Below are 25,089 nucleotides of genomic sequence, written 5' to 3' on the forward strand. Positions count from 1 at the left end.
TTCAACCCGTAGGGCGGAAACCCCGCTCTGCGGGGTGTTCCGCCAACACGCCACAGCCAAACTGCGTGGGCAAGACAATGGCGGATCGCCCCGGTCAAACCGAGGCATCCGCCCTACGGGGCACCGCTCAGGCGTTGTAGCCCAAATTCGACGCCAGATCGCGCTCGGCCTGCTCGACGCTGACGCCGCGGCGCTGGGCGTAGCTTTCGACCTGGTCGCGGCTGATCTTGCCGACGCCGAAGTAGCGCGAATCCGGATGGCTGAAGTAGAAGCCGGACACCGCCGCGGTCGGCAGCATGGCGTAGCCTTCGGTCAGCGTCATGCCGATGGCCGGGGCGTCCAGCAGTTCGAACAGCTCCTTCTTCACGGTGTGGTCCGGGCAGGCCGGGTAACCCGGCGCCGGGCGGATGCCCTGGTACTTCTCGTCGATCAGCGCCTCGTTGTCGAGCTGCTCGTGCGGCGCGTAGCCCCAGAACTCGGTGCGCACGCGCTGGTGCATCAGCTCGGCGAAGGCCTCGGCGAAGCGGTCGGCCAGCGCCTTCAGCAGGATCGCCGAATAATCGTCGTTGGCGGCTTCGAAGCGCGCCACGTGCGGGTCGATGCCGAGGCCGCCGGTGACGGCGAAGGCGCCGATGTAGTCGGCCACGCCGCTGTCCTTGGGCGCGATGAAGTCGGCCAGACACCAGTCCGGGTTCTTGTTGCCGTCCTTGTCGGTCTTGACGATCTGCTGGCGCAGGCCGACCCAGGTCATCAGCCGCTCGCCGCTGGCCGGATCGAATATCTCGATGTCGTCGTGGTTGACGCTGGCCGCCGGGAATAGCCCGATCACGGCATTCGCCGACAGCCATTTTTCGTCGATGATCTGCTTGAGCATGGCCTGGGCGTCGGCCCACAGCGCACGCGCCGACTCACCCACCACCTCGTCGGACAGGATGGCCGGGTAGCGGCCGGCCAGTTCCCAGCTCTGGAAGAACGGCGTCCAGTCGATGCAGCGGGCGATCTCGGCCAGGTCGTAGTGCTCGAAGCGGCGCACCCCGAGCCAGCTCGGCTTGGGCGGGGTGTACTGCGCCCAGTCGATCTGGTGACGTTGCTCGCGGGCTTCGGCGATCGGCAGCAGCTTGGCCTCGCCGCGGCCTTCGAAGATGGCGCGCGCCTTGGCGTAGTCGGCGGCGACTTCCTCGACAAAGACGTCGCGCAGCGTGTCGGACAGCAGGTTGGAGCACACGCCGACGGCACGGCTGGCGTCCGGCACGTAGATCACCGGGCCGTGGTAGTTGGGGGCGATCTTCACCGCGGTGTGCACGCGGCTGGTGGTGGCGCCGCCGATCAACAGCGGAACGGTAAAGCCCTGGCGCTGCATTTCCTTGGCGACGTGCGCCATTTCTTCCAGCGACGGGGTGATCAGGCCGGACAGGCCGATGATGTCGGCCTTGTGCTCGATCGCCGCGTCCAGAATCTTCTGGCACGGCACCATCACGCCGAGGTCGATCACCTTGTAGTTGTTACAGCGCAGCACCACGCCGACGATGTTTTTGCCGATGTCGTGCACGTCTCCCTTGACCGTGGCCATGATGATCACGCCCTTGGCCGGCGCGTCCTGCAGGCCCATGGCGATCTTCTCTTCCTCGATGAACGGTTCGAGGTGCGCCACGGCCGCCTTCATCACGCGGGCGGACTTCACCACCTGCGGCAGGAACATCTTGCCGGCGCCGAACAGGTCGCCCACCACGTTCATGCCGTCCATCAGCGGGCCTTCGATGACGTGGATCGGGCGCTCGCACTTGAGGCGGACTTCTTCGGTGTCTTCGACGATATAAGTGGTAATGCCCTTGATCAGCGCGTGTTCCAGGCGCTTCTCCACCGGCAGGCTGCGCCACGCCAGGTCTTCGCCCTTGGCTTCCTTGGCGTCACCGCGGAAGCTTTCGGCCAACGTGATCAGCGCCTCGGTGGCGGCCATGCTGTCGTCGCCGCGCATCAGTACCACGTCCTCGATGCGCTCGCGCAGCACCGGGTCGACCTCGTCGTACACCTCGAGCGCGCCGGCGTTGACGATGCCCATGGTCATGCCGCACTTGATGGCGTGGTAGAGGAACACGGCGTGGATCGCCTCGCGCACCTTGTTGTTGCCGCGGAACGAGAACGACACGTTGGACACGCCGCCGGAAATCTTGGCGTGCGGCAGGTTCTCCTTGATCCAGCCGGTGGCCTCGATGAAGTCGAGGCCGTAGCGCGCGTGCTCCTCGATGCCGGTAGCGACGGCGAAGATGTTGGGGTCGAAGATGATGTCTTCCGGCGGGAAGCCCACTTCGTCCACCAGGATGCGGTAGCTCTTCTCGCAGATCTCGACCTTGCGCGCGTAGGTGTCGGCCTGACCGGCCTCGTCGAACGCCATCACGATCACCGCGGCGCCGTAACGGCGGATCAGGCGCGCCTGCTCGACGAACTTGTCGACGCCTTCCTTCATCGAGATCGAGTTGACGATACCCTTGCCCTGGATGCACTTGAGGCCGGCCTCGATCACCTCCCACTTGGAGGAGTCGATCATGATCGGCACGCGCGCGATGTCCGGTTCGGCGGCGATCAGGTTGAGGAAGCGCACCATCGCGGCGTGGGCGTCCAGCATGCCCTCGTCCATGTTGATGTCGATGATCTGCGCCCCGTTTTCCACCTGCTGGCGCGCCACGTCGAGCGCAGTGGCGTAGTCGCCGTTCAGGATCAGCCGGGCGAAGGCCTTCGAACCGGTCACGTTGGTGCGTTCGCCGACGTTGACGAACAGGTCGTTGTCGCCGATGTTGAACGGCTCGAGGCCGGACAGGCGGCACTTGGGTTCGATCGCCGGCAGCGCGCGCGGCGGCAGGTCTTTCACTGCCTGATAAATCGCCGCGATGTGCTCTGGCGTGGTGCCGCAGCAGCCGCCGACGATGTTGATCAGGCCCGATTCGGCCCATTCCCTGACGTTGACCGCCATGTCCGCCGGCGACAGGTCGTAGCCGCCGAAGGCGTTGGGCAGGCCGGCGTTGGCGTGCACCGAGACGAAGGTGGACGAGATGCGCGCCATTTCCTCGACGTAGGGACGCAACAGGTCCGGCCCCAAGGCGCAGTTCAGGCCAAAAGAAATGGCCTCGGCATGGGACAGCGAGTTGTAAAATGCTTCTGTCGTTTGCCCGGTCAGAGTGCGGCCGGACTGGTCGGTGATGGTGCCGGAGATCATGATCGGCAGCCGCGCCACCTCCGGGCGTTCGTCGAAGTAGCGATGGATCGCGAACACCGCCGCCTTGGCATTGAGCGTGTCGAAGATGGTCTCGACCAGCAAGAGGTCGGCGCCGCCCTTGACCAGGCCGTCGATGGCCTCGGTATAGCTCTCGACCAGGGCGTCGAAGGTGACGTTGCGGTAGCCCGGGTCGTTGACGTCCGGGCTGATGGAACAGGTGCGGTTGGTCGGCCCCAGCACGCCGGCGCAGTAGCGCGGCTTGGCCGGGTTCTTCGCCGTCTCGGCGATGCACAGCTCCTTCACCAGACGCGCCGCGGCGTGGTTGATCTCCCACACCAGGGCTTCCATCTCGTAGTCGGCCATGGCGATCGAGGTAGCGTTGAAGGTGTTGGTCTCGACGATGTCGGCGCCGGCGTCGAGGTAGGCCTGGTGGATACCGCCGATGATGCCGGGCTGGGTCAGCACCAGGAGGTCGTTGTTGCCCTTGACGTCGCTGCGCCAGTCCGCGAAGCGTTCGCCGCGGTAGTCCTGTTCGGTGAGCTGGTGGCGCTGGATCATGGTGCCCATGCCACCGTCCAGAATCAGGATGCGGCGCGACAGGTGATCGTATAGGGTGGGGGTGGTGGCGATCGTCATGGCAAACAAGTGGTTATCGTCTAAAACGGGAAGGTGGCGTCATCGGTCTGGCATCTTACCATGCTGTCCGTACCGAACCCGCCAACCTTTAAGAAGAAGAGAGCAGAAGCTTATGTTCAGGGCGCATAAACCAGTGCTGGCGATGGTGCTGGCCTTAGGGGGGGGACTGTCCGCGCAGGCGGCAGCGGTATTACGCATCGGCGTGTCGGATTCGGACGGCCCGCCCATCGTCGAGCTCGCCAGCGATCCGCAGCAGGGGCTGGTGGGCGGCCTGTACAAGGAGCTGGGAACGGCGCTGGCGGAAGAACTGGGCACCACGCCGCAGTTCATCGTGGTGTCGCGCAAGCGGGTGGAGCAGAACATCGAGGCCAACAAGGTCGACATCCACTGCAACGCCAACCCCTTGTGGTACGGCAACGCCAGCCGCCTGGGCTGGACCCAGGAGCTGTACCCGCAGGTGGAGCGGCTGATCGCGCTCAGGTCGAACCACCCGATCCGGCACCTGGAAGAGCTGGCGGGCAAGCGCATCGGCACCACGCGCGGTTACCACTATCCGGCGGTGGAGGCGCTGTGGGCCAGCGGCCAGGCGACGCGCGTGGACGAGGCGCGCATCGAGCTGTTGATGAAATCGCTGCAGAAGAAACTGATCGACGTCGCCATCCATTCCGAACTGGAGTTCGCCTACTGGGCGCGCAGCTACCCGTTCGAGGCGCGCAAGCTGGAGATGCTGCCGGTGGTGGTGTCCACCATGCCGACCATGTGCGCGGTGGCCCCGGCCAGCCGCTACAGCGTGACCGAGCTGAACCAGGCCATCGCCCGGCTGCACAAGAACGGCAAGCTCAAGACCATTCTCAAGGCCTACCAGTGGCAGGCCAATTGAACGCCCCCGGACACGCCATCAGTAACGCAGCTGGTAGTACAGAGAATAGGCTTCGATGCCGTCGTTGGGCTGCTTGAGTCCGGCGTTGGAGTAATGGATGGCGCGCAGGCCGAGGGCGTGGCGGGCGCCGAACCGCAGGCCGATACCGATGCGGTCCTCGAACTGCAGCACGCTGCCCAACTGGCGATCCTCGACTTGGGTATGGCGGAACGCGGCAAGGCCGATGCCCGCCTCGACGAAGGGACGGATGTCGCTGTTGCTGAATTCGTAGACCAGCACCGGCGAGAACGACAGCGACTGGTTGCTGGCGGCCTGGTCGCCGGCCCAGTGGGTCAGGCCGACGTCCCAGTAGCCGGTGAGGCGGCCGGTGGGGCTGTTCCACCAGCTCTGGGTGAATTCCTGCTGCAGCCCCAGGCGGTAATAATCGGACCCCTCCCCGCTTTTCCCCAGCGACAGCGACAGATCGAGCGCTTGGGCGGCGGGCATCAGGGCAACGGAGATCAACAAGCCGGCGACGATGGTACTTGTTTTCATTATCGGCATCCTTTGACGGCAGCGGCACAACAGACTAATAGATCAGATAAAAAAAGTTCAGTTAAAAAAAGTATAGTGGCCCGCATGTCATGTACAAGGCGATGCGCTCATCCGCCTTCCATGCCGCCCCGCCCCTTTCGCCAACCTCGCTTTCAGAACCTGTTCACGATCTGTCGCGAGCCGCCCTCAGCGGGGTGAAGAGCAGCGCAGGAACCGGAATGTACTAGAGTACATGAGGATTCCTGATCGCTGAGCGAATCACTACGTGCAAATCCATCGCTGAGCCAATCGAAGATTGGCACGCAGGGATTTGCTCAGTGATAGATTCGCACGCAGTGCACATGAGCCCCGATCAGGGATGCGCAGCAAGATCATAAACAAGTTCTCAGGTCCGCCATGCCACACATCGTCTATCTGCACGGTTTCAATTCCAGCGAACTCTCGGCCAAGGCGCGAGAAACCGCGGCCTTTCTCGACCAACGCGGCTTGGCCGAAACGTTTCACTGCCCGCGCCTGCCGCCGCACCCGGCCGATGCCATCGCCGCCGCCACGGCGCTGCTGCAGAAGCTGCCGGCGGACACGCTGCTGATCGGCAGTTCGCTAGGGGGGTTCTACGCCAGTTGGCTGGCCGAGGCGCTGGGGCTGCGCGCGGTGCTGATCAACCCGGCGGTGCGCCCCGACCGCTCGCTGGCCGCCTATATCGGGCCACAGACCAATCCCTATACCGGCGAGCAGTACACGCTCGACGAGGCCGACCTGACGGCGCTGCGCCGGCTCGCCGTGGAGCGCCCCAACGCGGCACGCTACTGGCTGGTGCTGGGCACCGCCGACGAGGTGCTGGACTGGCGCGAGGCGGTGCGCCACTACCGCGGTGCGCGCCAGACCGTGTTCTTTGGCGACGATCACCGCCTGGCCCGCTGGTCTGAATGCCTGCCGGGGGTGCTGGCGTGGGCGGGCGACGAGTGCCGGGAACGGGTGGACGAGACGTAACGCCGCCCGCTGTTCGCTGCGCGAAACAGCCTGTTCTGCCACGGCCATTGCGCGGCCGGCGCCGCCGCGACACTATGCCGAGCTAGATCGACATCGCTTGAGGAGACCCGACATGACGCTTGCCATCCGCTTTTACCAGACCGGTGGACCCGAGGTGCTGCAGACCGAAACCGTGGAAGTGGGCGCGCCCGGACCGGGCGAGGTGCGGCTGCGCCACCGTGCCATCGGCGTCAACTTCATCGACACCTACGTGCGCAGCGGGCTCTACCCGGCCAGCCTGCCGTCCGGGCTCGGTACCGAGGCGGCCGGGGTGGTCGAGGCGGTGGGCGCCGGCGTCGAGCAGGTGCGGGTGGGCGACCGGGTCGCCTACTGCGGCGGTCCGATCGGTGCCTACAGCGGCGAGCGCCTGATCCCGGCGGCGGTGCTGGTGAAGCTGCCGGACGAGATCGGCGACGAACAGGCGGCCTGCATGATGCTGCAGGGCATGACCGTGGAGTACCTGATCCGTCGCACCTACCCGGTGCAGCCGGGCCAGACCGTGCTGTGGCACGCCGCCGCCGGCGGCGTCGGGCAGATCGCGGTGCAGTGGCTGAGTTCGCTCGGCGTCAACGTGATCGGCACGGTGGGCTCGGATGCCAAGGCGCAGCTGGCGCGCGAGCTGGGCTGCGCCCACGTCATCAACTACAGCACCGAGAACGTGGTGGAGCGCGTGCGCGAGATCACCGCCGGACAGGGCGTGCCGGTGGTGTACGACTCGGTGGGCAAGGATACCTTCGAGATCTCGCTGAACTGCCTGGCGCCGCGCGGCATGTTCGTCAGCTTCGGCAACGCCTCCGGCGCGGTGCCGCCGTTCGCTCCGCTGATCTTGGCGCAGAAGGGCTCGCTCTACTTCACCCGTCCCAAGCTGGGTGATTACACCGCCAGTCGTGCCGAACTGGAGGAGTCGGCCAACGCGCTGTTCGAGCGGGTGCGGGCCGGCGCGGTGCGGATTGCCCCGTCGCACCGCTACGCGCTGGCCGACGCGGCCCAGGCGCACCGCGACCTGGAAGGGCGCCGCACTACCGGTTCGCTGGTCCTGCTGCCGTAAGAACCTGCTCCCGATCTTGCTGCGCATCCCTGATCGGGGCTCATGGGTACTACGTGCGGATCTATCACTGAGTGAATCCCTGCGTGCCAATCTTCGATTGGCTCAGCGAGCAGGAATCCTCATGTACTCCAGTACATCCCGGTTTCTGCGCTGCTCTTCACCCCGCTGAGGGCGGCTCGCGACTGATCGTGAACGGGTTCTAACCGCCCGCCGTTCGCTTTAGAGCCTGTTCAGGCTCTCAGGCAAAAAAGTGGCCGACCCCCGCGCGGGGGTCGGCCACTTTTTGTCTTTCTCGGCGGGACGGGTTAACGCATCGCCTTGGCGACGCACTCGCGGTAGTCCGCACCGTAGCGTTCGCTGCAGGCCTGTTCCGCCTCCACCCGCTGGTGGCAGCGCTCGGGCGCGGCCGCGTGGGTGCAGTCCGGTGCCGGCAGGCGCTCGCGGATGCACACCCGGCGCGCCTCGCCGCGCTGGGCATCGCAGGCCTGCTGCGCCTGCTGCAGGGCCTGGCAGGCACGTGCATCGCGGCTGCGGAAGCAGTTGAGGGGCGGGGTGAACAGCTGCTCGCATTCGCGCTGGTGCTCGAGCGGCAGGTCGGAACACGATAACTGGCCCAGGCGCATCAGTTCGCAGCGCTGCGGGGCGATGCTCTGGCTACAGGAAAGCGCCAACGGCTCCGCCGACCAGCCCGTCATCGGCCAGCCTGACAACAGCGCCATCACCCCCATGGCCAGCATCTGTCGCCGCAGCATCCATCCCCCTTGTGAAGCCGACTTCCTTCAGGCGGTGGTCATTTTCAGCGCGTGCCTCCACGGCATCCACGCTGCGTTGCCCCCTTGCCCTGCGGTTGCAGGCTGTCAATCGCCACGGTCGCGTTCGTTGGCTTGTCGCCGCTTGTCGCGCCAGTAGCGTCTCTTGTTATCCGGAGCACCCGGGCCTTCACCGGCCGAGTTGCCTGGCGCAAACGGCCAGTATTCGCGCGGCGACGGACGCTGCTGGCGGGCTTCTTCGCGGCTCAGGTCGCCATTGCGAATGGCTTCCTTGAGGCGCAGCTCGCGCAGCCGCCGCATGTCGCCGTCCTGGCCTTGGCCATCCTGGCCCCGGCCGGCCTGCATCCAGCCCGGCGGCGAGAAGCCGCCGTCGTCCATCCCGCCACCGGGAGGCCCATGCCGGCCGGCCAACGCCGGTGGCGCCAGAACCAGAACGAGACAAGCCGCCAAACCGGCGAAGACGCGATGTTTCATGCTTTCATTCTATCCTGTGCCAAGCGGACCTGCCATCCGTCGCATGCATGATATCGGCAGGGTTCAGACGTCGGCCTCGAACGGCCGCTGGTTGGCGCGCCAGCCGAGTTCGGGGTAGCGCTCCCGGCTCGGGGGGGCGAGTGCGGGGCGCTGCTGCTGCACCGGCATGCGGGACAGCGCGGCGGGGGAGAACGGAGGGGCCGCTGACGGCTGCGGGGCGCCGACCCAGAGGCCCAGGGCGCCACCGCCGAGCATGGCCAGCAGCACGAGCGGAACGGTAGTGCGGATCATGGGGAACTCCTGACAGCGAGGGGGATGCTGCCAGTCTAGGCACAGGGTGTTGCCGAACCGTGTGCAAATCCGTGCCAAGTGTTAACGAGTTTGAAGCCGGCGGCGCGATGTAAAATCTGTTTACTTTCCGGGCTGACACCCGCTACCGCGACACGCTACTCTTGTGCATTATGGAAAACAGCAAAATCCTGGTCGTCGACGACGACGCCAAACTACGCGACCTCCTGGTGCGCTACCTCGGCCAGCAGGGCTACACCGTGGACACGCTGCCGGACGCGCGCGAGCTGCAGCGCAAGCTGGCGCGCAACCGCCCCGACCTGATGGTGCTCGACGTGATGATGCCGGGCGAGGACGGGCTGGCGGTGGTGCGCCGGCTGCGCGCGCAGGGCGAGATGGTGCCGGTGATCATGCTCACCGCGCGCGGCGAGGACATCGACCGCATCCTCGGCCTCGAGATGGGCGCCGACGACTACCTGCCCAAGCCGTTCAACCCGCGCGAGCTGGTGGCGCGCATCCAGTCGGTGCTGCGCCGTCACAACGCCACGCCGGCGCTGGCGGCGCGCCACGAGGAGGGCGACGCGGTCGAATTCGGCCCGTTCACCCTGCACCTCGGGCGGCGCGAGCTGACCCATCAGGACAAGGTGGTGACGCTGACCAGCGCCGAGTACGCGGTGCTGGCGGTGCTGGCGAGCCACCCGCGCCGGCCGCTGACGCGCGAGCAGCTGATGGAGATGGCGCTGGGCAAGGGCAACGGCGAATCGCTCGACCGCAGCATCGACGTGCACATCTCGCGCCTGCGCCGGGCGCTCGACACCGACGACGGCGGCCCGCGCTACATCCAGACGGTGTGGGGCTACGGTTACGTGTTCGTGCCCGACGGCGCGCCACGGGAATAAGGAGCACGCGTTGCGCCGTCTGTTCGGCTCGCTGTTCTTCCGTCTCGCCTTGCTGGTGGTGCTGGTGGTGCTGGCGAGCCAGGCCTTCACGCTGTGGATGAGCGCGCGCCAGCGCGAGCATCTGCTGGCCGACCAGCTCTACGCCCAGGTGGTCGATACCCTGGCCGACCTGGAGGGCGCGCTCGACAACCTCGGCCCGCTGCAGCGGGTGGACTTCCTCATCGCCTACAACCGCCCCGGTTTTCCGCGCCTGCTGCCGGCCGCCTCGCGCCAGGAGCAGCGTTTCAGCCCCAGCCTGCCCTCGCTGGGCCTGGCGCTGCGCGACCGCCTGTCGCTCGGCATGAACGAGCCGGTGACGGTGCTGTGGGCGCAGCAGGGCGAGCGCCAGGAGATCTGGCTCGACGTGCAGGTGATCGGCCAGCGCTACTGGCTGGTGATGCCGGCCGGGCGCTACATTCCGCCGTCGGTGTCGCCGGTGCTGCTGGGCGGGCTGCTGTTCTCGCTGTTGGCGATCCTGGCCGCCTCGGTACTGGCGTGGCGCGTCACGCGCCCGCTCACCGATTTGGCGCACGCTGCGCGCCAGCTGGAGAGCGGCTACAAGCCGGAGCCAGTGCCGCCGTCCGGCCCGAGCGAGGTGCGCGTGCTGGCCAAGCGCTTCAACCGCATGGCCGAGGCGCTGGACGACGCGGCGCGCGAGCGGCGCCTGATGCTGGCCGGGCTGTCGCACGATCTGCGCACGCCGCTGACCCGGCTCAAGCTGACGGTGGAGCTGCAGCCGGACAATCAGGACAAGGACGACATGCTGGCCGACATCGACGAGCTGTCGCGCATCGTGCGCCAGTTCGTCGACTTCGCGCGCAGCGAGGAAACCACCCGGCGCGAACCGGTGGCGCTGGCGGAACTGGCGGCCAGCGTGGTGGCGCGCTTCCGCCGCGAGGGCATGGAAGTGGGGCTGCGACGCGGCGCCGAGCCGGAAATCGAGGCCGACGCGCTGGCGCTGGAGCGCCTGCTCACCAACCTGATCGAGAACGCGCGGCGCTACGGCCGCCCGCCGGTGCGGGTGGGGGTGGACGCCGACGCCGCCACGGTGACGCTGACGGTGAGCGACCGGGGCAGCGGCATCGCCCCGGCGCAGCGCGAAAACGCGCTGGCCCCGTTCGAAAGGTTGGCCGAACACCGCGGCACCGACGGCGGCAGCGGCCTCGGGCTCGCCATCGTGGCGCGCATCGTCAAGCAGCACGGCGGCGCGCTGTTCCTGGAAGACGCCCCGGAGGGCGGCTTCCGCGTGCGCATCACCCTGCCGCTGGCGGCGACGCCTGCCACCCTCCTCCCAGCGCCTTGATCAACGCCACCCTTGCCGCCAGCTGGCTGCCGAGGATGGCGAGTCCCTCTTGCTCGGCGCTGAGCCGCGTGCTCTGCACCGTGACCACATCCAGATAGCTGACCAGGCCGGCCTGGTACTGGTTGCGCGCGATGGTTTCGGCCTCGCGCGCGGCGGCCAGCGCCTCCACCTGCAAGGCTGCCTGCTGGTCGAGCAGGCGGATCGCCGTCAAGGCATCCTCCACCTCCTGGAATCCCTGCAGCACGGTCTGGCGGTAGTTGGCCACGCTGCCGTCGTAGGCGGCGATGGCCTCGGCGGTCTTGGCACGGGTCAGGCCGCCGTTGAACAGCGTCACCGCCAGTTCCGGCCCGAGCGACCAGAAGCGGGCCGGCAGGCTGAACCAGTCGGCCAGCCGGGAGGCGGCGTAGCCGCCGCTGGCGGCCAGCGTCAGGCTCGGGAAGTAGCCGGCCTTGGCGACGCCGATGGCGGCATTGGCGGCCGCCACGCGCCGTTCGGCGGCGGCGATGTCGGGACGCCGCTCCAACAACTGCGACGGCAAGCCAGCCGGCAGCAGCGGCAGCGCCGGCGGTTGTTGCTGCTCGGCCAGAGTGAAGCCGGCCGGTGGGCGTCCGAGCAGCACCGCGATGGCGTGCTCGAGCTGGCGGCGCGTTACACGCTTGGCGAGCAGGCTGACCTCGGTGCTCTTGAGCTGGGTCTCGGCCTGCACCACGTCGGCGCGCGACACCACGCCCTGGCGGTAGCGGTTGCGCGTGATCTGCAATTGCTGGCGGTAGGCCGCCACCTGCTCGTCCAACAGGCGCAGTGTGCGGTCGGCGACGTAGAGCTGGAAGTAGGCGCTGGCGAGCTGCGCCTGGGCGCTCAGCCGGGTCGATTCGAGATCGGCGGCACTGGCCTCGGCGCTGGCGCGGCCGGACTCCACGCTGCGCCGCACCCGTCCCCACAGGTCCAATTCCCAGGCGGCACTCAGTTCGGCGCGGTAGCTGGTGGCGACGGCGCTGTCGCCGCTGGCGCGGCCACGACTAGCCGAGGCGCCCGCCGTGACGGTGGGGCTGTAGCCGGCCTCGGCCTGCTGCAGCAGCGCCAGCGCCTGGCGGAAGCTGGCCTCGGCGGCACGCAGCGTCTGGTTGTGCTTCTGCAACTGCTGTTGCAAGCCGTCCAGCTGCGGGTCAGCGAATGCCTGCCACCATGCCGCGCGCGGCAGATGATCGGCCGGGGTCGCCGGTTTCCAGTCCCCCGCTTCCTTGTAGGCCGCCGGCACCGTCACGGCCGGACGCTGGTAATCCGGCCCCACCGCGCAGCCGCCCAAGAGCAGCGCCGCCAGCGGCCACAGCGCATGGCGCTTGCTTGTCTTCATTCCCCGTTCTCCTACGCCTGCACCGCGGCGGAGCGGCGCCAGAAGCGCCAGTTCCACCGCCGCAGGCGGTCCATGTACAGGTACACCACCGGCGTGGTGTACAGCGTCAACAATTGGCTGACGATCAGCCCACCCACCACCGAGACGCCGAGCGGCTGGCGCAGCTCGGCGCCCTCGCCGTGTCCCAGCGCCAGCGGCAGCGCGCCCAACAGCGCCGCCATGGTCGTCATCAGGATGGGGCGGAAACGCAGTACGCCGGCCTCGAGGATGGCCTCGCGCGGCGCCAGGCCTTGCTGGCGCTCGGCCGCCAGCGCGAAGTCGATCAGCATGATGGCGTTCTTCTTGACGATGCCGATCAACAGCAGCACGCCGATCATCGCCACCACGTTCAGTTCACCGCCGGACAGCTGCAGCGCCAGGATGGCGCCGACGCCGGCCGAGGGCAGCGTGGACAGGATGGTGATGGGATGGATGGCGCTCTCGTAGAGGATGCCGAGCACGATGTACACCGCCGCCAAGGCCGCCAGGATCAGCCAGGGCTGGCTGTCGAGCGAGGCCTGGAAGGCGCGCGCGCTGCCCTGGAAGCTGCCCACCAGCGAGCCGGGCATGCCAAGCCGGTTGACGGCGGCGTCGATGGCGCTGCGGGCGGCACCGATCGACACGCCGGGGTCGAGGTTGAACGACACCGTGGTGGCGGCGAACTGGCCCTGGTGGTTGACCGCGAGCGGGGTGTTGTCGGGCTGTGCCCGGCTCACCGTGGCGAGCGGCACCGGCAGGTGCTGCGGCGTGATCAGGTAGATATCGCGCAGCGATTCGGGGCGCTCGAGGTAGGCCGGAGCCGCCTCCAGCACCACCTTGTACTGGTTGAGCGGGTTGTACAGCGTGGCGATCTGACGTTGGCCGAAGGCGTTGCCGAGCGCGCTGTCGGCGTCGTTCTGGGTCAGGCCGAGGCGCGCCAGGCTGTCACGGTCGAACAGCAGCGTGGTCTGCAGGCCACGGTCCTGCTGATCGGTGTTGACGTCGGCGAGCCCCGGCAGCCGCACCAGAGCCTGGCGCAGGCGCGGCTCCCAGGCGCGCAGCTGGGCCAGGTCGTCGCCCTGCAGCGTGTACTGGTACTGGGCGTTGCTCTGGCGCCCGCCGATGCGCAGCTCCTGCGCCGATTGCAGGAACAAGGTGGCGCCCGGCTCACGCGAGAGCTGCTTGCGCAGCCGCGCGATCACCTGGTCGGCGCTCTCGGTACGCTCGCTGCGCGGCTTGAGGCCGACGAAGACGTTGGCGCTGTTGCGCGCGCCGCCGCCGGTGAAGCCGACCACGCTGTCCACCGCCGGATCACGCCGCACCACGTCGACGAAGCGCTGCAGCTTGCCGCGCATGGCCTGGAACGAGATGCTCTGGTCGGCGCGGATGTTGCCGATCAGGCGCCCGGTGTCCTGCTGCGGGAAGAAGCCCTTGGGCACCGCGACGTAGAGCGCGACGTTGGCCGCCACGGTGGCGACGAGCAGCAGCAGCATCAGCAGGTGGTGGTCGAGCGACCACGCCAGCGAGCGGCGGTAGCCGGCCACCAGGCGTTCGAACCACTGCGCGCGCCAGCGCGCGAAGCGGCTCGGCGTGGCCGGCCGGTGCGGCCGCGGGCGCAGCCAGCGCGAGCACAGCATCGGCGCGGTGGTGAGCGACACCACCAGCGACACCAGGATCGCCGCCGACAGCGTCAGTGCGAATTCGCGGAACAGCCGCCCGACGATATCGCCCATCAGCAGGATCGGAATGAACACCGCGATCAGCGACAGGCTCATCGCCAGCACCGTGAAGCCCACCTCGCGCGCGCCGCGGAACGCCGCCGCGCGCGGCGTCATGCCGTTCTCGATATGGCGCGCGATGTTCTCCAGCACCACGATGGTGTCGTCGACGACGAAGCCGGTGGCGATGGTGAGCGCCATCAGCGACAGGTTGTTGAGGCTGAAGCCCGCCAAATACATCACGCCGAAGGTGCCGATCAGCGACACCGGCACGGTGATCGCCGGCACCAGCGTGGCACGCCCGCTCTTGAGGAACAGGAACACCACCAGCACCACCAGCGCCACCGCCGTAACCAGGGTGCGCTCGACGTCGCGCAACGAGGCGCGGATGGTCGAGGTGCGGTCCTGCGTCACCGTCAGCGTGGCGGTCTGCGGCACCGAGGCGGAGAGCTGCGGCATCAGCGCGCGCACGCGCTCCACGGTGTCGATGACGTTGGCGCCGGGGGCGCGGAACAGCAGCAGCACGATGGCCGGCTTGCCGTTGGCGAGCCCGGCGTTGCGCACGTCCTGCACCGAATCGCTCACCGCGGCGACGTCGGCCAGGCGCAGCGCGGCGCCGTCCTGGTAGTGCACGATCAGGCCGCGGTAGTCGGCGGCGCGGTTGAGCTGGTCGTTGCTAGCGAGCTGCCATTGCTTGCCGGCGTCCTCCAGCACCCCCAAGGGCAGCTTCAGGGTGTAGTTCTGGATCGCCCGGCGCACCTCGTCGAAGCTGACGCCGTGGCGCGACAGCGCGGTGGGGTCGAGCGCCACGCGCACCGCCGGCAGCGCCCCGCCGCCGACCGTGACCTGGCCGATGCCGTCCACCTGCGACAGCTTCTGCGCCAGCACGGTGGAGGCGAGGTCGTACAGCCGGCCCTTGGTCAGGGTGTCGGAGGTCAGCGTCAGGATCAGCACCGGCGCCTCGGACGGGTTGACCTTGCGGTAGGTCGGCGTGCCGGACAGCGCGCTGGGCAGGTTGGCGAGCGCGGCGTTGATGGCGCCCTGCACGTCCTTGGCGGCGCCGTTGCTGTCGCGGTTGAGGTCGAACTGCAGCACGATGCGGGTGCTGCCCTGCGAGCTGGTCGAGGTGATCTCGTTGACCCCGGCGATGCGCCCCAGGGTGCGCTCCAGCGGCGTCGCCACCGTGGCCGCCATGGTCTCCGGGCTGGCGCCGGCCAGCTGCGCCTGCACCTGGATGGTGGGGAAATCCACCTGCGGCAGCGACGACACCGGCAACAGCCCGAACGCCAGCATCCCGGCCAGCGCGATCGCCAGCGTCAACAGCACGGTGGAGACCGGGCGGCGGATGAAGGGTGCGGACGGGATCATGCCGCGTCACCCTGTGCCGCCGGCGCCTTGCGCCAGCGCCGCGCCAGGCGGTCGAAGGCGAGGTAGATCACCGGCGTGGTGAACAGCGTCAACAGCTGGCTCAAGAGCAGCCCGCCCACCAGCGTGATGCCGAGCGGGTGGCGCAGCTCGGAGCCGGCGCCGGAGCCCAGCATCAGCGGCAGCGCGCCCAACAGCGCCGCCAGCGTGGTCATCAGGATCGGACGGAAACGCAGCAGGCAGGCCTGGAAGATCGCCTCGCGCGGGCTCAGCTTCTGCTTGCGCTCGGCCTCCAGCGCGAAGTCGATCATCATGATCGCGTTCTTCTTGACGATGCCGATCAACAGGATGATGCCGATCACCGCGATCACGTCGAGCGAGGTGCCCGACACCAGCAGCGCCAAGAGCGCGCCGATCGCCGCCGACGGCAGCGTGGAGAGGATGGTGACCGGGTGGATATAGCTCTCGTACAGCACCCCCAGCACGATGTACATCGTCACCACCGCCGCCAGGATCAGCCACAGGGTGTTGGAGAGCGAGCTCTGGAACGCCGCGGCGGCGCCCTGGAAGCGCGTCTCGACGCTGGCGGGCAGGCCGATCTCATGCTCCGCCTCGCGCACCGCCGCCACCGCCGCGCCGAGCGACACGCCGGGGGCGAGGTTGAACGACAGCGTGGCGGTGGGGAACTGGTCGAGGCGGTTGAGCACCAGCGGCGCCAGCCGCTCGCTCACCTTGACCACGCTCTTCAGCGGCACCGGCGTGCCGCCGCTGCTGGTCAGGTAGAGATCGTCGAGCGCGGCCAGGCCCTTGCCGGACGCCCCGCCCGATTCCAGCACCACGCGGTACTGGTTGGTCTGGGTGAAGATGGTCGAGATCAGACGTTGGCCGAAGGCGTCGTACAGCGCGTTGTCCACCGCCGCGGCGCTGACGCCGAGACGCGCCGCGCTGTCGCGGTCGATCTCGATATACGCCTGCAAGCCCTGCTCCTGCTGGTCGCTGGCGACGTCCGCCAGCTCCGGGCGCTGGCGCAGCGCCTCCAGCAGGCGCGGCACCCACTGCGCCAGTTCGGCGGCGTTGGAACTGTCGAGCGCGAACTGGTACTGGGTGCGGCTCGGCGTGGTCTCGATGGTGAGGTCCTGCGCCGGCTGCAGGTAGAGCGCGATGCCGGGCACCTGCGCCGCGCTCTGCTGCAGCCGCGCCGCCACCGTGGACACGTCGTCGCGCTCGCCGTGCGGCTTCAGGTTGATCTGCAGACGCCCGCTGTTGAGCGTGGCGTTGCTGCCGTCGACGCCGACGATGGACGACAGGCTCGCCACCGCCGGGTCGTGCAGCAACACCGCGGCCAGCCGTTGCTGGCGCTCGGCCATGGCGGCGAACGACACCGACTGCGGCGCCTCGGTCACCGCCTGGATGGCGCCGGTGTCCTGCAGCGGGAAGAAGCCCTTCGGCACCACCAGGTACAGCGCGGCGGTCAGCGCCAGCGTGCCCAGCGCCACCAGCAGCGTCAGCGGCTGGTGCTCCAGCACCCACTCCAGGGCGCGGCCGTAACGCGCGATCATGCCGTCGATGAAGGCGCCGCTGGCGTGGTAGAAGCGCCCCTGCTTCTCCTCCGGCACGTGCTTCAAGAGGCGCGCGCACATCATCGGCGTCAGCGACAGTGAGATCGCCGCCGACAGCAGGATCGACACCGCCAGCGTGATGGCGAACTCGCGGAACAAGCGCCCCACCACGTCGCCCATGAACAACAGCGGGATCAGCACCGCGATCAGCGAGAAGGTCAGCGAGATGATGGTGAAGCCGATCTGCGCCGAGCCCTTGAGCGCCGCCTGCATGGGCGAATCGCCCTCCTCGATGTAGCGCGCGATGTTCTCGATCATCACGATGGCGTCGTCCACCACGAAGCCGGTGGCGATGGTCAGCGCCATCAGCGTCAGGTTGTTGAGGCTGAAGCCCGCCAGGTACATCACGCCGAAGGTGCCGATCAGCGACAGTGGCACCGTCACGCCGGGAATGAGCGTGGCCGGCACGTTGCGCAGGAACAGGAAGATCACCATCACCACCAGCGCCACCGCCAGCATCAGCTCGAACTCGACGTCGTGCACCGCGGCGCGGATGCCGTCGGTGCGGTCGCTGAGCAGGGTGACGTCGACCGAGCCCGGCAGCGTCGCCTTGAGCTGCGGCAGCAGCGCCTTGATGCGGTCGACCACCTCGATCACGTTGGCGCCGGGCTGGCGGCGGATGTCGACGATGATCGCCGGGCTGCGGTTGGCCCAGGCGCCGAGGCGGCGGTTCTCCACCTCGTCCACCACCGCGGCCACATCCGACAGGCGCAGCGGCGCGCCGTTCTTGTACGCCAGCACCAGGCGGCGATAGTCATCGGACGAGGCGAGCTGGTCGTTGGCGTCGATGCTCGAGGCCTGCAGCGGGCCGTCGAAGCCGCCCTTGGACTGCTTGACGTTGGCGCTGCCGATGGCGCTGCGCAGATCGGCCAGGGTCAGGCCGTTGGCCGCCAACGCGCGCGCATCGGCGCGGATGCGCACCGCCGGGCGCTGGCCGCCGCTCAGGCTCACCAGCCCCACCCCGGAGAGCTGCGACAGCTTCTGCGCCAGGCGCGTGTCGACCAGGTCTTCCAGCTTGGGCAAGGGCAGCGTCGGCGAGGTGATGGCGAGCGACACGATCGGGCTGTCGGCCGGGTTGACCTTGTTGTAGATCGGCGGCGACGGCAGGTCGGCCGGCAGCAGCGAGCTGGCGGCATTGATCGCCGCCTGCACTTCCTGCTCGGCCTCGTCGAGCGCGATGTCGAGCGTGAACTGCAGCGTGATCACCGAGGCGCCGCCGGAACTGCTGGTGCGCATCTGGCTCAGGCCCGGCATCTGGCCGAACTGGCGCTCCAGCGGCGAGGACACCATCGCCCCCATCACCTCGGGGCTGGCGCCGGGATAGAGCGTCACCACCTGGATCGTCGGGTAGTCGACCTGCGGCAGCGCCGACACCGGCAGCAGCTTGTACGCCACCCAGCCGGTCAGCACCAGCGCCAGCATGCACAGCGTGGTGGCGATCGGCCGCAGGATGAAGGGACGGGACGGGTTCATCACTTGGCCTGCTCCGCCGGCGCCGAGGCCGTGCGCTTGCCGTGGCGTTTGCCGCCGCCCTGACCCGCCGCCTCATCCTTCGCGCCGAACGCGCGCGGCTTGACCTGGCTGCCGGCGCGCAGCCGGTCGAGGCCGTCGAGCGCCACGCGCTCGCCTGATGCCAGACCCTGCTCCACCGCCAGCTGCCCGGCGTCGGCCGGCCCCGGCACCACCGGGCGCAGCGCGACGCGGTTGTCCGGCTGCACCAGGTAGACGAACGGGCCGTCCTTGCCGCGCTGCAGCGCCGCCTCCGGGATCAGCACCGCGTCGCGGCGCACCTCGGTGAGCAGCTTGACGTTGATGAACTGGTTGGGGAACAGCACGTTGTCGGCGTTGGCGAAACGCGCCTTGAGCTTGACCGTGCCGGTGGTGCTGTCCATCTGGTTGTCCAGCGTCTCAAGCCGGCCCTGCGCCAGCAGCTTGCCGCCGCGGTCCCACGCCTCGACCGGCAGCGCCTGACCGGCCAGATAGGGCTTCATCACCGTGCTCAGGTGCGCTTCGGGCAGCGCGAACACCACGTGGCTGGGCTGGGTCTGGGTGATCACCACCAGGCCGTTGGCGTCGTTGGCGGTGATCATGTTGCCGGCGTCGACGCGGCGCAGCCCGACCCGCCCCGCCAGCGGCGCCGTGATATGGCTGTACGACAGCTGCAGGCGGGCGTTGTCGACCACGCCCTGGTCGACTTTGACCGTGCCGCGGAACTGCTGCACCAGCGCCGCCTGGGTATCAACCTGCTGGCGCGCGATGGAATTCTCCGCCAACAGCGACTGATAGCGCGCCAGGTCGATCTCGGCGTTCTTCAATTGCGCGCTGTCGCGCAGCAGCTGGCCTTCGGCCTGCGCCACCGCCGCCTGGAACGGGCGCGGGTCGATCTCGGCCAAGAGCTGACCGGACTTCACCAGCTGGCCCTCGGTGAACAGCACCCGCATCAGTTGGCCATCGACGCGGCTTTTCACCGTCACCGTCTCGCTCGGCGTCACCGTGCCCAAGGCGGTCAGATAGACCTTGAGTTCACCGCGCCGCACCGCCGCCACCGTCACCGTCTGCGGCCCGCGCTCGCCCCGTTTCTGCACCGCCGCCTGGTCCGCACCGGACGCCGCATGCCAGCGCTGCCAGCCGACCGCCCCGGCCACGGCCAGGCCGACCAGGGCCAGCCATAGCAGGCGGCGACGCGGGCGGGGGGAAGAGGGAGAAGACGGGGGGGTGGATTCGGCGGGGGTCGGGCTCATCGTGTCGGTTCGCAGTCTGGGGGCTGGGAAAAAGGAAAACGGGCAGACGCCCGGACCAGCCTTGACGCACCGGGCGAGGTTCAATGATATCGGCTAAACCTTACGCAAACATGGAGAGAATGCGAATTCGTACCAGGTGTCATGCCGGTCGGGACGGCCTCCGGCGCCGGACTCGGCGCCGTGCCGCGCATGCGCTATGCTGTGTCACCCCCCAACCGAGCCGCCCCGCCCGATGAGCGCCCCCTGCCCGACTCCGCCGACCGCCGCCCCCGAAGACATCCACTTCGTGCTGTTGCCGGAGTTCTCCATGCTCGGCCTGCTGTCGGCGATCGAGCCGCTGCGCGTCGCCAACCGCTTCCATCCGGCGCTGTACCGCTGGCACCTGCTGAGCCTGGACGGCGGCGCGGTGAGCGCCAGCAACGGCATGTCGCTGGCGGCGGAAGGCGCCTGCGCCGGGGTGGGCGAGGTGCGCACGCTGTTCGTGGTGGCGGGCTTCAACCCGCTGGCGCACGCCACGCCGGCGTTGACGGCCTGGCTGCGCCAGCTCGACCGGCAGGGCGCGACGCTGGGCGGCATCGACACCGGCAGCTTCGTACTGGCCGAGGCCGGGATGTTCCGGCACGAGAAGCTGACGCTGCACTGGGAGGCGATCGCGGCGTTTCGCGAGCGCTACCCGGCGCTCAACGTGACGCAGGAGCTGTTCGAAATCGACGGCGCGCGCATCAGCTCGGCCGGCGGCACCGCCTCGATCGACCTGATGCTGGAGCTGATCGGCCGCCGCCACGGCGCCGAGCTGGCGATGCAGGTGTCCGAGCAGTTCGTGCTGGGGCGCATCCGCGCCAAGTCGGACCACCAGCGCCTGCAGATCGCGGTGCGCTACGGCGTGCACAACCGCAAGCTGGTGAACGCCATCGGCGCCATGGAACGGCATCTCGAGACGCCGCTGACGGCGGACGAGCTGGCCGAGACGGTGGGGGTGACGCGGCGCCAGCTGGAGCGGCTGTTCCGCGCCCAATTCGACGACACTCCGAGCGCGTTCTACCTGAAGTTGCGGCTGGAACGGGCGCGCGAGCTGCTGCGCCAGACCGGGATGAACGTGATGGAGATCGGCGTGGCCTGCGGTTTCGAGTCGGCCACCTATTTCGCGCGCGCCTACCGCCAGCGCTATGGGGTGACGCCGAGCCACGACCGCCACGAAGAGAACGCAGCCCGGGCGGCGCCCTGACCGTAGGGCGGAAGCCCCGCCTGCGGGGCGTTCCGCCACACCACGCTGAAACCCTTGCCAGTCTTGGCGCGGAAGCCCCTTTTAAAGGGGCGTTCCGCCAAGTCGGAACCACGGAGTTGCGTACCAACGACGACCTGTGGCGACACTGAGCAAGGTAGCACAGCGTTGCGAAGGAATGCGGGGGAGCTCTGCCAAACTCCCGTTGGGGAATCGCGACGCCCGGCGGATCGCCCTGTCACAGACTTCGGCGGATCGCCCCGGCCGCGCCGGGGCATCCGCCCTACTCTCCGCCCCCGTAGGGCGGAAGCCCCGTGACTGAGCAAGATAGCGCAGCGTTGCGAAGGAATACGGGGCGTTCCGCCAATCAACGCCAAGAACAACGGTGAATTCGATACGCCTGCCGACGACACCCCGTCACGACTCCCGGCGGATCGCCCTGTCACAGACCCCGGCGGATCGCCCCGGCTCTGCCGGGGCATCCGCCCTACATGGCCAGCTCGGCCCGATCGCGGAACAGCGCCAGCGCCTCCGGGTTGGCCAGCGCCGTCACATTCTTCACCGGCCGGCCGTGCACCACCTCGCGTACCGCCAGTTCCACCAGCTTGCCGCTTTGCGTGCGCGGGATGTCGGCCACCTGCACGATGCGCGCCGGCACGTGGCGCGGCGTGGTGTGGGTGCGGATGCGCGCGCGGATCGTCTGCTGCAGCTCATCGTCCAGCGTCAGCCCGGCGGCGAGCCGCACGAACAGCACCACGCGCACGTCGCCCTGCCAGTCCTGGCCGATGGCGAGCGATTCCAGCACCTCCGGCACCGTTTCCACCTGGCGGTAGATCTCTGCGGTGCCGATGCGCACCCCGCCGGGGTTGAGCACGGTGTCGGAGCGGCCATGGATGATCAGCCCGCCGCGCGCGGTCAGCTCGGCGTAGTCACCATGCACCCATACGCCGGGGAAGCGTTCGAAATAGGCGGCGCGGTACTTCGCTCCATCGGCATCGTTCCAGAAACCAAGCGGCATCGACGGGAACGGCTTGACGCACACCAGCTCGCCCTTCTCCTCCTCTACCGCTTCGCCGGCCTCGTTCCACACCTCCACCGCCATGCCGAGCCCGCGCGCCTGCAACTCGCCGCGGTACACCGGCTTGGCCGGGCAGCCCAGCGCGAAGCAGGACACGATGTCGGTGCCACCGGAAATCGAACAGAGCGCCACATCCGGCTTGATGGCGCGGTAGACGTAGTCGTAGCTGGCCGGCAACAGCGGCGAACCGGTGGAATAGATGAAGCGCAGGCTCGTCAGGTCATAACGCTCGCCCGGCTCGACCTCGGCCTTCTCCAGTGCCGACAAATACTTGGCGCTGGTGCCGAAATGGGTGAGCCGCATCTCCTCGGCGATGCGCCACAACACGTCCGGCGCGTCGTTCAACAACGGGGAGCCGTCGTACAGCACCAGCGTCGCCTCGACCGCCAGCGCCGACACCATCCAGTTCCACATCATCCAGCCGCAGGTGGTGTAGTACAGCAGGCGGTCGCCGGCCCCGAGATCGCCGTGCAGCATGTGCTCCTTCAGATGCTGCAGCAGCGTGCCGCCGGCACCGTGCACGATGCACTTGGGCTGGCCGGTAGTACCGGACGAATAGAGGATGTAGAGCGGCGCATCGAACGGCATCGGCACGAAGTCGATCTCGCCGGCCGGGTACGGCGCGACGAAATCGTCCAGCGACTGCGCCTTGACCATCCCGTCGAGCTCCGCTGCGCCGCCAGCGTAGTTCCACACCACCACGCGTTCGAGGCCCGGCAGGGCGCCGGCCACAGCGGCCAGCTTGTCGTGCAGGTCGATCGCCTTGCCGTTGTAGCGGTAACTATCGCTGGCAAACAGCACCTTGGGCTCGATCTGGCCGAAACGGTCGAGCACACCCTCGACGCCGAAATCGGGCGAACAACTGCTCCACACCGCACCCAGGCTGGCGGTGGCCAGCATCGCCGCCACCGTCTCCGGCATGTTCGGCACGAGGCCGGCCACGCGGTCGCCGGGGCCGACCCCAAGGGCGCGCAAAGCCTGGGCCAGGCGCGACACGGTGTCGTACAGCCGGCGCCAGCTCCACGTCGCGCGCACCCGGTCCTCGCCGTAGAACTCCAGCGCCACGCCGTCATCGCGTCGCCGCAGCAGGTTGGCGGCGAAGTTCAGCCGCGCGCCGACGAACCAGCGCGCGCCGGGCATGCGCTCGCCATCCTCCAGCACGGTGTCCGCCTCGCGCATGGCGCGCACCTCGGCGTAGCGCCACAGCGCCTGCCAGAATGCCGCCGGCTCGCGGATCGACCAGTCGTACAGCGCATCGTAGTCGTCGAGGACGATGCCCTGCTCGCACGCCACCTCGCGACGGAAGGCGTCGAGCCGGCACGGCGCGCTGGGCCGCCACAGCGGCTCGGTGTGGGTGAGTTCGCTCATGTCAGATCGGCCTCCGAACGCGCCCGCTGCGGCAGCCCGATCACCCGGCCGGCGTAGGCCGGACGCGGCAGGCCGGCGTGCGCGGCGGCGAGTTCGGCCACGCGCGCCAGTACCGCGGCGTCGAACGGCGCCGAGCAGGCTTGCGCCGTGTCCACGTGCAGCAACATCTGCTCGCTGACGGCCACAGGTTCGGCTTCGTCGCCACGATGCAGCGTCAGGTAGACGTGCAGGCGCTTGCTGTCATGAGCGAGCAGCTGGCAGTCCACCCGCAGCGCCGTGCCCTGCTTCAGCTCGTGCAGGTAATTGAGGTGCACCTCCAGCGTGTAGACCGAACGCCGGCTGCGCTCGCGCTCCGCCGCGTCGAGTCCGATGGCGTCGATCAGTGCATCGACGGCGTAGCTGAACAACAGCAGGTAGAAGGCATCGCGCAGGTGGCCGTTGTAGTCCACCCACTCGGCGCGCACCTCGTCGCGGTACAGCGTCAGCGCGCTCATTTCACTCCTCCGGCTTCAGGCCGTGATGCGCCTTGGCCGCCGCCACCGCGCCGAGCACGCCCAGCAGGCAGTCGTCGCGGTAGCGCTCCAGCGCCTTGATCGAACGCGCGCCCTGCTGCGCCGTGGTTCCCTCGACCACGCGTTCGATCAGCTCGTCGGTCAGCTCGGGTGCCGGCAAATAGGTCCACGGCAGTTGCAGCGCCGGACCGAACTGCTGCATGAAGTGGCGCATGCCCGCCTCGCCACCGGCCAGGGTGTAGATCTGGAACGTGCCCATGAAGGCCCAGCGCAGGCCGGCGCCGAAACGGATGGCGTCATCGATCTCGCCGGTGGTCGCCACACCGTCGTTGACCAGGTGCAGCGCCTCGCGCCACAAGGCTTCCAGCAGGCGGTCGGCGATGAAGCCGGGCACCTCCTTGCGCACGTGCAGCGGACGCATGCCGAGGCCGGCGTAGATCGCCTTGGCGGCCTCAATAGTCTCCGGCGACGTCTTTTCTCCGCCCACCACCTCGACCAGCGGCAGCAGGTAGACCGGGTTGAACGGGTGGCCGACGATGCAACGCTCGGGATGCAGCGCGTCGCGGTAGAACTCGGATGGCAGCAGACCCGAGGTGGACGAGGCGATGATGGCGTCGGGCTTGGCCGCCGCCGACACCCGTGCATGCAATTCCAGTTTCAGCTCCAGCCGCTCCGGCGCGCTCTCCTGGATGAAGTCGGCGTCGGCCACCGCTTCTTCGATGGTGGCGACGAAGCGCAGCCGCGCCGGCGCGGCGCCGGGCTTAAGGCCCGCCTGCTCCAGCGCCGGCCAGGCGTTGGCGACGTTGGCGCGCAGTTGCGCCTCAGCGCCGGGGGCCGGGTCCCAAGCGACCACGTCGAGGCCGTTGGCGAGCGCACGCGCCACCCAGCCGCTGCCGATCACGCCGACGCCGAGCGCGGCAAAAGTTTGGATTTTGGTGATTACAGACATGAACATCCCCTGTAGGTTGAACATGGGTAGGTTG

Annotated in this window: 18 protein-coding genes; 6 read left to right on the forward strand and 12 right to left on the reverse strand. The window is 68.6% G+C overall.

The window, feature by feature from the left end; translation table 11 throughout:
- Positions 1-127: 127 nt before the first annotated feature.
- Positions 128-3,847: a methionine synthase gene (gene metH / locus B9N72_RS01355; RefSeq protein WP_085274708.1), complete on the reverse strand. Its 3,720-nt coding sequence runs from the start codon at positions 3,845-3,847 to the stop codon at positions 128-130.
- 112 nt (positions 3,848-3,959) lie between these two features.
- Here metH and B9N72_RS01360 point away from each other — a divergent pair, with 112 nt between their 5' ends.
- Positions 3,960-4,727 carry a substrate-binding periplasmic protein gene (locus B9N72_RS01360; protein ID WP_085274655.1) on the forward strand — a complete coding sequence of 256 codons (768 nt, stop codon included), beginning with the start codon at positions 3,960-3,962 and terminating at the stop codon, positions 4,725-4,727.
- A gap of 18 nt (positions 4,728-4,745) precedes the next feature.
- Here the strand turns inward: B9N72_RS01360 and B9N72_RS01365 are convergent, their stop codons facing one another.
- Positions 4,746-5,261 (reverse strand): acyloxyacyl hydrolase, encoded by a 516-nt coding sequence (locus B9N72_RS01365; protein WP_085274656.1) that lies wholly within the window; start codon positions 5,259-5,261, stop codon positions 4,746-4,748.
- Positions 5,262-5,657: 396 nt separating this feature from the next.
- Here B9N72_RS01365 and B9N72_RS01370 point away from each other — a divergent pair, with 396 nt between their 5' ends.
- On the forward strand, positions 5,658-6,251 hold the full coding sequence (locus B9N72_RS01370; protein ID WP_085274657.1) for a YqiA/YcfP family alpha/beta fold hydrolase: 594 nt from the start codon (positions 5,658-5,660) through the stop codon (positions 6,249-6,251).
- Between the two features lie 112 nt (positions 6,252-6,363).
- Positions 6,364-7,338, forward strand: a complete 975-nt coding sequence (locus B9N72_RS01375) for a quinone oxidoreductase family protein (protein WP_085274658.1) — start codon at positions 6,364-6,366, stop codon at positions 7,336-7,338.
- Between the two features lie 305 nt (positions 7,339-7,643).
- Here B9N72_RS01375 and B9N72_RS01380 read toward each other — a convergent pair whose 3' ends face one another.
- The 3 genes from B9N72_RS01380 to B9N72_RS01390 form a co-directional block, all read right to left on the reverse strand.
- On the reverse strand, positions 7,644-8,090 hold the full coding sequence (locus B9N72_RS01380; RefSeq protein WP_085274659.1) for a hypothetical protein: 447 nt from the start codon (positions 8,088-8,090) through the stop codon (positions 7,644-7,646).
- 105 nt (positions 8,091-8,195) lie between these two features.
- Positions 8,196-8,582, reverse strand: coding sequence for a hypothetical protein (locus B9N72_RS01385; RefSeq protein WP_085274660.1), 387 nt, complete (start codon positions 8,580-8,582; stop codon positions 8,196-8,198).
- A gap of 63 nt (positions 8,583-8,645) precedes the next feature.
- Entirely contained in the window at positions 8,646-8,873 is a 228-nt protein-coding gene (locus tag B9N72_RS01390) for a hypothetical protein (RefSeq protein ID WP_085274661.1), read from the reverse strand.
- 170 nt (positions 8,874-9,043) lie between these two features.
- Here B9N72_RS01390 and ompR point away from each other — a divergent pair, with 170 nt between their 5' ends.
- Together ompR and B9N72_RS01400 are read left to right on the forward strand one after the other, a co-directional pair.
- Positions 9,044-9,769 (forward strand): osmolarity response regulator transcription factor OmpR, encoded by a 726-nt coding sequence (gene ompR, locus B9N72_RS01395; RefSeq protein WP_085274662.1) that lies wholly within the window; start codon positions 9,044-9,046, stop codon positions 9,767-9,769.
- Between the two features lie 10 nt (positions 9,770-9,779).
- Positions 9,780-11,111 (forward strand): ATP-binding protein, encoded by a 1,332-nt coding sequence (locus B9N72_RS01400; RefSeq protein ID WP_085274663.1) that lies wholly within the window; start codon positions 9,780-9,782, stop codon positions 11,109-11,111.
- Here the strand turns inward: B9N72_RS01400 and B9N72_RS01405 are convergent.
- The 4 genes from B9N72_RS01405 to B9N72_RS01420 are packed head-to-tail and all read right to left on the reverse strand — an operon-like array spanning position 11,062 to position 19,926.
- On the reverse strand, positions 11,062-12,465 hold the full coding sequence (locus tag B9N72_RS01405; RefSeq protein ID WP_085274664.1) for an efflux transporter outer membrane subunit: 1,404 nt from the start codon (positions 12,463-12,465) through the stop codon (positions 11,062-11,064). The genes B9N72_RS01400 and B9N72_RS01405 overlap by 50 nt on opposite strands.
- An 11-nt stretch (positions 12,466-12,476) precedes the next feature.
- Positions 12,477-15,569, reverse strand: a complete 3,093-nt coding sequence (locus tag B9N72_RS01410) for a multidrug efflux RND transporter permease subunit (RefSeq protein ID WP_085274665.1) — start codon at positions 15,567-15,569, stop codon at positions 12,477-12,479.
- The gene (locus tag B9N72_RS01415; protein WP_085274666.1) at positions 15,566-18,658 is read right to left on the reverse strand and encodes an MdtB/MuxB family multidrug efflux RND transporter permease subunit; all 3,093 of its coding nucleotides are present in this window, start codon (positions 18,656-18,658) and stop codon (positions 15,566-15,568) included. The genes B9N72_RS01410 and B9N72_RS01415 overlap by 4 nt, the downstream gene beginning before the upstream one ends.
- Positions 18,658-19,926, reverse strand: a complete 1,269-nt coding sequence (locus B9N72_RS01420) for an MdtA/MuxA family multidrug efflux RND transporter periplasmic adaptor subunit (protein WP_085274667.1) — start codon at positions 19,924-19,926, stop codon at positions 18,658-18,660. The genes B9N72_RS01415 and B9N72_RS01420 overlap by 1 nt, the downstream gene beginning before the upstream one ends.
- 232 nt (positions 19,927-20,158) lie before the next feature.
- On the opposite strand from B9N72_RS01420, the gene B9N72_RS01425 reads away from it, so the two are divergent.
- Positions 20,159-21,151 (forward strand): GlxA family transcriptional regulator, encoded by a 993-nt coding sequence (locus B9N72_RS01425; protein ID WP_085274668.1) that lies wholly within the window; start codon positions 20,159-20,161, stop codon positions 21,149-21,151.
- 484 nt (positions 21,152-21,635) lie between these two features.
- On the opposite strand, the gene B9N72_RS01430 is transcribed toward B9N72_RS01425, so the two are convergent.
- Genes B9N72_RS01430 through B9N72_RS01440 form a run of 3 tightly spaced genes read right to left on the reverse strand, consistent with a single transcriptional unit; the run spans position 21,636 to position 25,055 of the window.
- On the reverse strand, positions 21,636-23,594 hold the full coding sequence (locus B9N72_RS01430; protein ID WP_085274669.1) for an acetoacetate--CoA ligase: 1,959 nt from the start codon (positions 23,592-23,594) through the stop codon (positions 21,636-21,638).
- The gene (locus tag B9N72_RS01435; RefSeq protein ID WP_085274670.1) at positions 23,591-24,088 is read right to left on the reverse strand and encodes a thioesterase family protein; all 498 of its coding nucleotides are present in this window, start codon (positions 24,086-24,088) and stop codon (positions 23,591-23,593) included. The genes B9N72_RS01430 and B9N72_RS01435 overlap by 4 nt, the downstream gene beginning before the upstream one ends.
- Position 24,089: 1 nt before the next feature.
- Positions 24,090-25,055 carry an L-carnitine dehydrogenase gene (locus tag B9N72_RS01440; protein ID WP_085274671.1) on the reverse strand — a complete coding sequence of 322 codons (966 nt, stop codon included), beginning with the start codon at positions 25,053-25,055 and terminating at the stop codon, positions 24,090-24,092.
- Positions 25,056-25,089: the final 34 nt, after the last annotated feature.

This window comes from Pseudogulbenkiania subflava DSM 22618, assembly GCF_900177275.1.
Classification (GTDB): Bacteria; Pseudomonadota; Gammaproteobacteria; order Burkholderiales; family Chromobacteriaceae; genus Pseudogulbenkiania; species Pseudogulbenkiania subflava.